At 61.1% G+C, this 11,067-nt stretch carries 13 protein-coding genes and 1 pseudogene; 10 read left to right on the top strand and 4 right to left on the bottom strand.

Going from position 1 to position 11,067, the window contains the following annotated elements:
* From DBR18_RS04190 to DBR18_RS04145, 10 genes are all read left to right on the top strand, one after another.
* Positions 1 to 816: DUF523 and DUF1722 domain-containing protein (locus tag DBR18_RS04190; RefSeq protein ID WP_108589365.1), on the top strand; the 816-nt coding region annotated here is incomplete at its 5' end.
* Positions 816 to 1,757, top strand: a complete 942-nt coding sequence (locus DBR18_RS04185; RefSeq protein ID WP_108589364.1) for a MerR family transcriptional regulator — start codon at positions 816 to 818, stop codon at positions 1,755 to 1,757. The genes DBR18_RS04190 and DBR18_RS04185, both read left to right, overlap by 1 nt.
* 16 nt (positions 1,758 to 1,773) lie before the next feature.
* Positions 1,774 to 3,219 carry a deoxyribodipyrimidine photo-lyase gene (gene phrB, locus DBR18_RS04180; RefSeq protein ID WP_108589363.1) on the top strand — a complete coding sequence of 482 codons (1,446 nt, stop codon included), beginning with the start codon at positions 1,774 to 1,776 and terminating at the stop codon, positions 3,217 to 3,219.
* Positions 3,212 to 3,634 carry a nuclear transport factor 2 family protein gene (locus tag DBR18_RS04175; protein ID WP_108589362.1) on the top strand — a complete coding sequence of 141 codons (423 nt, stop codon included), beginning with the start codon at positions 3,212 to 3,214 and terminating at the stop codon, positions 3,632 to 3,634. The genes phrB and DBR18_RS04175 overlap by 8 nt, the downstream gene beginning before the upstream one ends.
* The gene (locus DBR18_RS04170) at positions 3,631 to 4,413 is read left to right on the top strand and encodes an SDR family oxidoreductase (protein WP_108589361.1); all 783 of its coding nucleotides are present in this window, start codon (positions 3,631 to 3,633) and stop codon (positions 4,411 to 4,413) included. Before DBR18_RS04175 ends, DBR18_RS04170 begins: the two co-directional genes overlap by 4 nt.
* Complete coding sequence (locus DBR18_RS04165) at positions 4,410 to 5,657, top strand: NAD(P)/FAD-dependent oxidoreductase (RefSeq protein WP_108589360.1); 1,248 nt, start codon at positions 4,410 to 4,412, stop codon at positions 5,655 to 5,657. Before DBR18_RS04170 ends, DBR18_RS04165 begins: the two co-directional genes overlap by 4 nt.
* Positions 5,654 to 6,469, top strand: coding sequence for a DUF1365 domain-containing protein (locus tag DBR18_RS04160; RefSeq protein ID WP_108589359.1), 816 nt, complete (start codon positions 5,654 to 5,656; stop codon positions 6,467 to 6,469). The genes DBR18_RS04165 and DBR18_RS04160 overlap by 4 nt, the downstream gene beginning before the upstream one ends.
* Entirely contained in the window at positions 6,456 to 7,721 is a 1,266-nt protein-coding gene (locus tag DBR18_RS04155) for a cyclopropane-fatty-acyl-phospholipid synthase family protein (protein ID WP_108589358.1), read from the top strand. The genes DBR18_RS04160 and DBR18_RS04155 overlap by 14 nt, the downstream gene beginning before the upstream one ends.
* Positions 7,714 to 8,205 (top strand): DUF2878 domain-containing protein, encoded by a 492-nt coding sequence (locus DBR18_RS04150; RefSeq protein WP_108589357.1) that lies wholly within the window; start codon positions 7,714 to 7,716, stop codon positions 8,203 to 8,205. The genes DBR18_RS04155 and DBR18_RS04150 overlap by 8 nt, the downstream gene beginning before the upstream one ends.
* Before the next feature lie 52 nt (positions 8,206 to 8,257).
* Positions 8,258 to 8,563, top strand: coding sequence for a YkgJ family cysteine cluster protein (locus DBR18_RS04145; protein WP_025109343.1), 306 nt, complete (start codon positions 8,258 to 8,260; stop codon positions 8,561 to 8,563).
* A 92-nt stretch (positions 8,564 to 8,655) separates the two neighbouring features.
* On the opposite strand, the gene DBR18_RS04140 is transcribed toward DBR18_RS04145, so the two are convergent.
* The 4 genes and pseudogenes from DBR18_RS04140 to DBR18_RS28700 form a co-directional block, all read right to left on the bottom strand.
* Positions 8,656 to 9,174 (bottom strand): acyloxyacyl hydrolase, encoded by a 519-nt coding sequence (locus DBR18_RS04140; RefSeq protein ID WP_108589356.1) that lies wholly within the window; start codon positions 9,172 to 9,174, stop codon positions 8,656 to 8,658.
* Between the two features lie 112 nt (positions 9,175 to 9,286).
* The gene (murI, locus tag DBR18_RS04135) at positions 9,287 to 10,078 is read right to left on the bottom strand and encodes a glutamate racemase (protein WP_108589355.1); all 792 of its coding nucleotides are present in this window, start codon (positions 10,076 to 10,078) and stop codon (positions 9,287 to 9,289) included.
* Complete coding sequence (locus DBR18_RS04130; protein WP_108589354.1) at positions 10,071 to 10,826, bottom strand: molybdopterin-synthase adenylyltransferase MoeB; 756 nt, start codon at positions 10,824 to 10,826, stop codon at positions 10,071 to 10,073. The genes murI and DBR18_RS04130 overlap by 8 nt, the downstream gene beginning before the upstream one ends.
* Positions 10,820 to 11,067: pseudogene (locus DBR18_RS28700) on the bottom strand (protein-(glutamine-N5) methyltransferase, release factor-specific); the annotation flags it as partial. The pseudogene DBR18_RS28700 and the gene DBR18_RS04130, both read right to left, overlap by 7 nt.

Here is an 11,067-nt window from a genome sequence, read left to right as displayed (position 1 = left end):
GAAGTCGCCATTGGCCTGGGCATCCCTCGCGAGCCGATCCGCCTGGTCGGCGACCCGGACGCGCCCGAAGCCATCGGCAGCGTAAACCCGCACATCAACGTCACCGATGCGCTGGCGGCCTACGGACAAAAGATGGCGGGCGACCTCACGGACCTGTGCGGCTACATCTTCATGCAGCAATCGCCGTCGTGCGGGCTGGAGCGGGTCAAGGTCTATCACGCCAACGGCGCACCGGTGAATGGCGGCGGCCGAGGAATCTATGCCCAGGCGTTCTGCGCGCAGCATCCCGATCTGCCGGTGGAAGAAGCCGGGCGCCTCAATGACCCGGTACTGCGCGAGAATTTCATCACCCGCGTGCTCGCCTTCAGCGCCTGGCAGCAGGTGCTCGAACAAGGCCTGAGCCGCCGCGCGCTGACCGAATTCCACTCGCGCTACAAATACCTGCTGATGGCGCACAACCCTGAGCAATACAAGGCTTTGGGCAAGCTGCTGGGTGACATGGGGCAGACCGATCCGGTCGAACTCGGCCCGCGTTACTTCAGCCAATTGATGAGCGCGTTGAAGAAGTGCGCCACCCGGCGTACCCACAGCAACGTTCTGCAGCACATCAGCGGCTATCTGAAACAGGCGATCAGCCCTGAAGACAAGCAGGAAATGCAGCATGTCATCGGCCAGTACCGCCACGGCATCGTGCCGCTGGTGGTGCCGTTGACCCTGCTCAAGCACCACTTTCGTCAACACCCGGATCCGTACATTGCGCAACAGGTTTATCTGCAGCCGCATCCGGAAAACCTCAGCCTGCGAAATGCCATTTGATGAACGACACACCTGACACCAGCGCCCGCGAAGACCTCGGCGCCGACTTCAAGAAAGCGCTCGACGAAGGCTGGCTGCCGATCCGCGAGGTGGCGCGCCAGACCGGCGTCAACGCGATTACCCTGCGCGCGTGGGAGCGCCGCTACGGGTTGGTCGTGCCCCAGCGCACGCCCAAGGGGCACCGCTTGTACTCCACCGAACAGGTGCAGCGGATTCACACGATCCTCACCTGGCTCAACCGTGGCGTCGCGGTCAGCCAGGTCAAGCCGTTGCTCGATACGCCGCAAGCCTTTGCCGAACCGGTGGAGAACGATTGGCAACGGCTGCACCAGACATTGCTCGCCGCCGTCACCCGGCTTGACGAGCGCACACTCGACGACAGCATCAACCAGGCCATGGCCCTGTACCCGCCGCGCACCCTGTGCGAGCAATTGCTGCTGCCGCTATTGGCCGAACTCGAACAGCGCTGGCAGGGGCAGTTCGGTGCGCAAATGGAGCGCGTGTTCTTTTATTCGTGGTTACGCAGCAAATTCGGCGCGCGCATCTACCATAACAATCGACAGCTGCATTCTGCGCCGCTGCTGTTGATCAATCATTCCGACCTGCCACTGGAACCCCACCTGTGGCTATGCGCGTGGCTGATCAGCAGCGCCGATTGCCCGGTGCAAGTGTTCGACTGGCCGCTACCGGCCGGAGAACTGGCGCTGGCGGTCGATCATCTGCAGGCACGTGGCGTACTGCTGTATTCCAGCAAAGCCATGAACCTGGCGCTGCTGCCGAAACTGCTGAATGGAGTCGGCACGGTAAAAATGCTGGTCGGACCAACGGTATGCATCCACCAGACCGAGTTGTCCGTAAGAACTTCCGAAATCGCTGATTTGTTCCTCGCCGAAGACCTGCTCTCGGCGCATCAGGGACTTGTTCAGCGTGGGCTCATTTAATGACAGGTTTGATTTCATGCAATTGATCTGGCTGCGCAGCGACTTGCGCCAACATGACAACACCGCCCTGGCGGCCGCTGCAGCACGTGGCCCGACGGCGGCGGTGTACCTGTTGAGCCCGCAGCAGTGGCTGGAACATGATGACGCCCCGTGCAAAGTCGACTTCTGGCTGCGCAACCTGCGTGAATTGAGCGCCAGCCTCGGCGCGCTGAACATCCCCTTGCTGCTGCGTACGGCCAACCATTGGGATCAGGCCCCGTCGGTGCTGCTCAAGCTTTGCCGGCAACTGAACGTCGAGGCCGTGCACGTCAACGAAGAATATGGCGTACACGAAAGCCGTCGCGATGCGGCGGTGACCGAGGCCCTGAACGCCCATGGCATCGGTTTTCACAGCTACCTCGACCAACTGCTGTTCAAACCCGGCACGGTTCTGACCAGAACCGAGACCTACTTTCAGGTGTTCAGCCAGTTTCGCAAGGTCTGCTATGAGCGCCTGCATCGCTCGATGCCAGCGTTGGTAAAAACCCCCGGCAAACAGGCGAAGCTGGATATCGACAGCGATCCGGTACCCGAGTCCGTCAAAGGTTTTGCCACCCCGAGCGAGTCCTTGCGCGCGCTCTGGCCTGCCGGCGAACAGCACGCCCGCCAACGCCTCGAGCGCTTTACCGACGCGCAGATCGACTACTACCAGAGCGAACGTGATTTCCCGGCCAAGCCCGGCACCAGTCAACTGTCGGCGTATCTGGCCGCCGGTGTGATTTCGCCTCGCCAATGCCTGCACGCAGCGCTGCAAAGCAATCAGGGCGAGTTCGAAAGCGGCAAAATCGGCGCCGTCACCTGGATCAACGAACTGCTCTGGCGCGAGTTTTATAAACACATTCTGGTGGGTTACCCGCGGGTCTCGCGTCATCGCGCGTTTCGCCCGGAAACCGAAGCACTGGCCTGGCGTGATGCCCCGGACGATCTTGCCGCGTGGCAAGAGGCCCGCACCGGCCTGCCGATCATCGACGCCGCCATGCGCCAATTGCTGGAAACCGGCTGGATGCACAATCGCCTGCGCATGGTCGTGGCGATGTTCCTGACCAAAAACCTGTTGATCGACTGGCGCGAAGGCGAGCGCTTTTTCATGCGGCACCTGATCGATGGCGATCTGGCGGCGAACAACGGCGGCTGGCAATGGAGCGCCTCGACCGGCACCGATTCGGCGCCGTACTTCCGCATTTTCAACCCGATCAGCCAATCGGAAAAATTCGACAGTGAAGGCCTGTTCATCAAGCACTGGTTGCCGGAACTGACGCATCTGAACAAAAAGCAAGTGCACAACCCGGCCAGTGCCGGTGACCTGTTCGGCGTCGCCGACTATCCGTCGCCCATCGTCAATCTCGGGACTTCGCGCGAACGGGCGCTGGCGGCCTTCAAGAACCTGCCGTCGCGCTCGTCTATGGGAGAGGTCCATGAGTGAATTCCTGCGCCGCTTCGCCCGCCAGTTTGCCGAGTTGGACATAGACAACCTGCAACGCCTGGGCGAGCTGTACAGCGATGACATTCATTTCACCGATCCGCTGCATGAAGTACAGGGACTGGCGCCATTACGCGCCTACTTCAGCGAGCTGTACGCCAACGTCAGCGAGTTGCGTTTCGATTTTCACGGCTTCGACCAGATCGGCGACGGTGAGGGGTATCTGCGCTGGGTCATGAGTTATCGCCACCCGCGCCTTGCCGGTGGCCGCCTGATCCGGGTTGCCGGCTGCTCGCATCTGCTCTGGCGCGACAAGGTTTATCGCCACCGGGACTACTTCGACGCCGGGGCACTGCTGTATGAACATTTACCCGTATTGGGCCGGGTGATTACCTGGTTAAAAAGGAGAATGGGATGAGTCGTACGCCTCCACGTCGTTATTGGCTGACCGGTGCCAGCAGTGGCATCGGTGCAGCGCTGGCTGAAGAGATTCTAAAGACCGGCGCTCACCTGGCGGTCAGTTCGCGTCAGGTCGCCCCGTTGAAAGTGCTTTCTCAACGTTATCCGGGACAAGTGCTGGTGGTGCCGGGCGACTTGACCAACAGCCAGACCGTGCGCGAGATCGGTCAGCAGATCAGTGAGGATTGGGGCTCGCTGGATTCGGTGATTCTCAATGCAGGCACCTGCGAATATGTCGATGCCCGGCAATTCGACGCCTCGATCATCGAGCACGTGGTGCGCACCAATCTGCTCGCCACCAGTTACTGCATCGAAGCGGCCCTGCCGCTGTTGCGCAACGGCATCGCTCCCCATCTGATCGGGGTCGCCAGTTCGGTGACCTATCTGCCCTTGCCCAGGGCCGAAGCCTACGGCGCGTCGAAGGCCGGTTTGCGTTACCTGTTCGAATCGTTGCGCATCGATCTGGCGGATGAAGGCATCGAGGTCACCGTGGTCAGCCCCGGATTCGTCGATACGCCGCTGACCGCGAAAAACGACTTCCCCATGCCCCTGAGCTGGCCTGTGGGCAAGGCCGCGCGGCACATCTTCGCCAGACTCAACGAACGGCCACTGGAAATCGCCTTCCCGGCACTGTTCATGGCGGCCTTGTGGCCACTGTCGAAACTGCCGTCGCGGCTGCAACTGGCGATCGGCAAGCGCATGGTGCGCAAACCGCCACCGCTGAGGGATCCGGCGTGAAAATCGCGATCGTCGGCAGCGGGATTGCGGGGCTGACCTGTGCCTACCTGCTCAACCGCCGACATGACGTGACGGTGTTCGAGGCCAGCGACTGGGTCGGCGGCCACACGCACACCGTGCAGGTGACCGTCGACGGTCGCCCGTATGCGATCGACACCGGATTCATCGTGTTCAACGACTGGACGTATCCCAACTTCATTCGTCTGCTCGGGCAACTGGGCGTGGCCTTCAAGCCCACCGAAATGAGTTTCTCGGTAACCGACCCGGACACCGGTCTGGAATACAACGGCAACAACCTCAACAGCCTGTTCGCCCAGCGCAGCAATCTGTTGTCGCCGGGGTTCTGGGGCATGCTGCGCGACATTCTGCGCTTCAACAAAGAAGCCCGGCGCGATCTCGACGAGCAGCGCATCGCCGCCGACATGACCCTCGATGACTACCTGAAGGCCGGCGGTTACGGCGAGCGATTCATCCTGCATTACATCGTGCCGATGGGCTCGGCGATCTGGTCGATGCCGATGGCCGAGATGCTCAATTTTCCGCTGCAGTTCTTCGTGCGGTTTTTCAAGAATCATGGACTGTTATCCGTCGGTGATCGCCCGCAATGGCAGGTGATCGAAGGCGGCTCCAGTGCTTATGTCGCACCCTTGAGCGCAGGGTTCAGCGACAGGATCCGCCTCAATTGCCCGGTCACTCGTATCGATCGCGACGAACACGGCGTGGTTATCCACAGCCCGGCCGGCATCGAGCGTTTCGACAAAGTGGTGCTCGCCTGCCACAGCGATCAGGCCCTGCAACTGCTCGGTGCACCGAGTCAGGCGGAGCGGTCGATCCTCGGTGCCCTGCCCTATGCCGATAACGAAGTGGTGCTGCATACCGATACCCGTCTGCTGCCGACCCGCAAACTGGCCTGGGCGAGCTGGAACTATCGCCTCAACGGCGCCGGTCACACGCACGCGGCCGTGACGTACGACATGAACATCCTGCAGGGCATCCAGAGCGACACCACGTTCTGCGTCAGCCTCAACCAGAGCGCCGGCATCAGTCCATTCAAGGTGCTTGCCCGATACACCTACGCCCACCCGCAATTCAGCCTCGCGGCGGTGGCGGCACAAAATCGCTGGGGTGAAGTGGATGGTCAGCAACACACCCATTATTGCGGCGCCTATTGGGCCAACGGTTTTCATGAAGATGGCGTGGTCAGCGCCTTGCGCGTGGCCGCAGCCTTTGGGGAAAGCCTGTGAACAGCGCCCTGTACAGCGGCTGGATCGGTCACCGGCGTTTTGCACCCAGACGCCACGAATTCCGTTACCGGATCGGGTTGCTGTATCTCGATCTGTCGGAGCAGGACGCCGTGCTGGGGCTATCGCCGTTCGCCAGTCGCAGCCGGTTTGCGCCGTTTTCGTTTCGTGAAACCGACTACCTGAAAACCTTCACCGGCAGCGGCATGCGCCTGATCGATGCGGTGCGCCAGCAAGTCAGCGTTGCCCTCGGACATGAGCCGCAAGGATCGGTCTGCCTGCTGACCCAACCGCGCAGTTGGGGTCTGGCGTTCAATCCGGTGAGCTTCTTTTATTGCCATGAGGCCGACGGCCAACTGGCGGCGATTCTTTGTGAAGTCACCAACACGCCGTGGCGCGAGCGTTATCACTACGTGTTGCCGGCCCGTGCGCCGACCGATCTGCAGGATTTCCACCAGCACTTTGCGGTAGCCAAAGCCTTTCATGTATCGCCGTTCCTGCCGCGTGATCTTGAGTACCGCATGAGTTTCAGCCCCGCCGCGCAAACCCTCGGCGTGCACATGGCCGACTGGCAGGGCAAACACAAACTGTTCGACGCCACGCTCAATCTGCAGCGCGAAAACCTCGATCGCCACAGCCTGCATCGCTATTTGCGCAGGTTCCCGTGGATGACCGCGAAAACCGCCCTGGCGATTTACTGGCAGGCCGTGCGACTGCTGTTCAAACGCGCGCCGATCTTTGCTCATCAGTCTGCCGACGGCAGCTTTCAGATTGCCACTGTGCCTCCCAAGGAGCGCCGCCATGAAATCCTCTAGTCTGTCGGTCAGTCGCTTCAGCACCAACGGTTTGACCGGTTCGCTGTTGCGTCGCGGCGTTTTGCGGCAACTCAGTCAGCTCAAACACGGGCAATTGCTGGTGGTCGAGGATGGCGAACGTCTGATGTTCGGTACGCCGGGCAGCCACCTGCTCGGTGAAATTCATGTGCAGGACGCGGCGGTCTGGGGCATGGTCGCCGGCAACGGATCGATCGGCGCCGGCGAAGCGTTTATCCACGGTTACTGGAGTTCGCCGGATCTGACCGCCGTGGTGCGCGTGTTCGTCAGCAACCTCGACGTGCTCGACGCCATGGAGCGCGGTCTGGCCCGCCTCGGCCGGCCGCTGGTGCAAGGCCTGCACTGGCTCAACCGCAATACGCGCAAGGGCTCGCAGAAAAACATCGCCGCGCACTATGACCTGGGCAATGATCTGTTCGAACAGTTTCTCGACCCGACCATGATGTATTCCGCCGCGCAGTTCCTTACCCCAGAAGACAGCCTGGAACAGGCGCAACTGAACAAGCTGGAACGGATCTGCCAGAAACTCGCGCTCAAACCCGAAGACCATTTGCTGGAGATCGGCACCGGTTGGGGCAGCATGGCGCTCTATGCGGCGCAGCATTACGGTTGCCGCGTCACCACCACGACCCTGTCGAAAGAGCAGTACGCGTTTACCGCAAAGCGTATTGCAGCCCTGGGGTTGCAGGATCGGGTGACGCTGCTGCTCAAGGACTACCGCGACCTCAGCGGCGAATACGACAAACTGGTGTCGATCGAGATGATCGAAGCGGTCGGCCATCGCTTCCTGCCCACCTATTTCAAGCAATGCGCGCATCTGCTCAAGAGCAACGGCCTGATGCTGTTGCAGGCGATCACTATCCGTGAACAACGTTACGAGCAGGCCAAGCGCGGCGTCGACTTCATCCAGCGCTATATTTTCCCCGGCGGTGCCCTGCCCTGTGTGCAGAAGATGTTGGAGATCGTCAGCCGCGACACCGACATGAACCTGCTGCACATGGAGGACTTCGGCCTGCACTACGCCCGCACCCTGCGCCTGTGGCATGAGAACTTTCGCCGCGCCCACGGGCGGTTGAGCGAACTGGGTTACGACGATTATTTCCTCAGGCTGTGGGAGTTTTACCTGTGCTACTGCGAAGGCGGGTTTCTTGAGCGCACCATCGGCACCGCGCAATTGCTGCTGGCCAAACCGGCGGCCATGCCGGCACCGCTCCTGGGACGTTTCGATGCTTGAACGGTTGATCAATGCCGCCCTGTTCCAGGTCGGCTGGCTGGCCTGTGTGCTGGGTGGCAACAGTTTGTGGCTGCTGTTGGCGCTGGCGGTGCTGGTGATCCATCTGGGCTGGATCAGCAGTTGGGCGGCGGAAGGCCGGCTGATACTGTGCGTGGTGATTGTCGGCACGGCGGTGGACAGCGTGCTGCGCGCGGCGGGGGTGTTCGATTTTCAGGATCCGGCGCCGCTGATTCCGTTGTGGCTGATGCTGCTCTGGGCCTTGCTCGCCACCACCTTGCGCCACTGCCTGCAATGGAGCGCCCGGCCCTGGTGGCTGGCCGGCGTGCTCGGCGCGGTGGGTGGCGCCGCGTCCTATTACGCCGGTGGGCGTCTGGCCGGGGTGCAATTTCCCTACGGCGAACTGCCGACCCTGATCGGCATCGGGCTGCTGTGGGCGCTGCTGCTTCCGTTGCTGCATACGATGGCGCGGCGTCTGAGCCACTGAGCGTCTGTCAGACCTTTCACACGGTCACCGGCCACTGCCTTACACTGCGGCCATGAAAACCATTCCCCATCGGCAAATAGCCGAACCTGCGGTCACCTGCTCGACTTGCGCCGCCTGTTGCTGCCAGCTCGAGGTGATGCTGATTACCGACACCGGCGTGCCTGAACGCTTTATCGATACCGATGAGTGGGGCGGTGAAGTGATGCTGCGTCTGGACGACGGCTGGTGCGCGGCGCTGGATCGCGACAGCATGATGTGCACGATCTACGAGAAACGTCCGCTGATCTGTCGCGAATTCGAGATGGGGGCACCGGAGTGCATTGAAGAGCGTAAAGGGATTGCCACGGCTTACCGCTGATTAGAAGCAAAAAGATCGCAGCCTGCGGCAGCTCCTACAGGGGATTGGGTTTCCTGTAGGAGCTGCCGCAGGCTGCGATCTTTTGATCTTGCTTACAGCGGCATCGTGTAATGCAGCGCGTAACTTTCTACACCATCGTTGCTGCTGGCCAGGCCGGCATTGGAGTAGTGCGTCGCACGGATCCCGACTTCATGCCCGCCATTGAAACGCAGGCCGAAACCGATACGGTCCTCGAACTGGAAAGAGCCGCCGATGTTGTTGCTTTCATATTTGGTGTTGGAGAACGCTGCCACACCAATGCCCGCCTCAACATACGGTTTGACCGACTGCCCGGCGAACTCGTAAACGAATACCGGGGAGAACGACAGGCTGTTGTTGCTGGAAGTCTTGTCACCCTCCCAATAGGTGTAGGCGCCGCTCCAGTAACCGGTCACGCGACCGACATCACTTTGCAGCCAACTCTGGTCCCAGTCGAAATTCATGCCCAGGCGATAAGTCATGGTCGAATCGCTGGTCGCACCCACTGCAAACTCAACGCCTGCGGCTTGTGCGGTAAAACTTTGCCCCATCAGTGCGGCCGCAATCGCGGCCAAGCAGAATAGTCGCTTCACGTTGAAACTTCCTTTTCCGGAACGATCGTTTGGTTTTCTAGATAACTCATCGCTATAGAAGCTAGCGCGTGATTAGAAGTTCAGCTGTTTTTTTAGTTATTTCACATTTTTTTTACAAGCTGAATTTTTCGACGTCGCCGGCAATCTGGCCCAGCAGAGGCAGGGTCTTGCGGAAGAACGTGGGGTCGGCACTGGTCCAGAATCTGACCGGGCGGTTCTGACCTTCGGCGAGCAGATCACGTTCGGCCAGCAACCGTTGCAGTTGCCGCGCTACCGCCGCACCGGTGTCGATCAGGCTGATACTGTCGGGGATCATCGTCCTGAGCAGCGGCTTGAGAAACGGATAGTGCGTACAGCCGAGAATGATCGTGTCGCAGCCGTTGGCCAGCAACGGATCGACATAATGCTGTAGCAGGCTGCGCAACTCGGCACTGTGCAGATCACCGCTTTCAATCAGTTCCACCAGACCGGGGCACGGCTGGGTGATGACGCGAACGTCGGTGGCAAAACGATCGAGCAACGCGGCGAACTTGGCGCTCTGCAAGGTGCCGGTGGTGGCGAGTACGCCGACCACGCCACTGCGGGTGGCGGCAGCAGCCGGTTTGACCGCTGGCTCCATGCCGACAATCGGCCACTCCGGAAAGTCCCGACGCAGGTCGGCAACAGCGGCCACCGTCGCGGTGTTGCAGGCGATCACCAGCGCCTTGGCGCCCTGCTCGCGAAAAAAACCGGCCATCACATTGCAGCGCTGGCGGATGAACTCCGGGGTTTTCTCGCCGTAGGGAATGTGCCCGCAATCGGCGAAGTACAGCAATGATTCATGGGGCAGCAACTGCTGGATCTCGGCCAGTACCGACAAGCCACCGACACCGGAGTCGAACACCGCGATCGGTGCCTCACGCATGCTGCGATCCACAGACGCTGCAACCAGGATCGCGCTTGACCCGCAATTCACGAAAGCGCGAACCCAAGGCATCGATCAGCAGCAAGCGGCCCACCAGCGGTTCGCCAAAGCCCACCAGCACCTTCAAGGCTTCAAGCGCCTGCAGGCTGCCGACCAGCCCCACGAGCGGCCCGACCACACCAGCCTCGCTGCAGGTCAGTTCGGCTTCGCTGCCATGCCCGTACAGGCAGTGGTAACACGGACTTTCCGGGCGGCGTGGATCGAACACCGACAACTGCCCTTCCAGACGAATCGCCGCGCCGCTGACCAATGGCTTGCGCGCGGCCACACACGCGGCATTGACCGCCTCGCGGGTGGAGAAGTTATCGGAGCAGTCGAGCACCAGATCCACCGCAGACACGGCAGCGGCCAGGGAATCCTCGTCCAGTGCCTGACGATGGGCCACCAGTTGAATCTCGGGATTGATCGCGCTCAGGCGCTTGAGTGCCGAGTCGACCTTGCTCATGCCGACGCTGTCGGTGTCATGGATGATCTGGCGCTGCAGGTTGGTCAGGTCAACGGTATCGAAATCCGCCAGATGCAATTCGCCGACACCGGCCGCCGCCAGATACAGCGCGACCGGCGCACCGAGTCCGCCGAGGCCGACGATCAGCACGCGGCTCTCTTTGAGCTTCAGTTGCCCATCGATATCGATGTGTTGCAGCAGAATCTGCCGGCTGTAGCGCAGCAATTCCTGATCATTCAGCACGGCAGGCGCCCCAGGCTGATCCGTTGATGGCCGCCCAGATCGGTGCGGCTGTGAACCTCTTCGAACCCGCGAGTCAGCAACAGATCACGCACGGCTTCGGCTTGATCATAGCCGTGTTCGAGCATCAGCCAACCGCCGGCTTCCAGATGATCCGGGGCCTGGGCGACGATCAGGCGCAGATCGTCGAGCCCGTCGATACCGGCCACCAATGCACTGGCCGGTTCGAAGCGCACGTCGCCTT

The organism is Pseudomonas sp. HMWF021, assembly GCF_003061005.1.
GTDB lineage: Bacteria > Pseudomonadota > Gammaproteobacteria > Pseudomonadales > Pseudomonadaceae > Aquipseudomonas.
The sequence above is the reverse complement of the archived record's forward strand: the minus strand, read 5'-3'. Positions and strand labels throughout refer to the sequence as shown.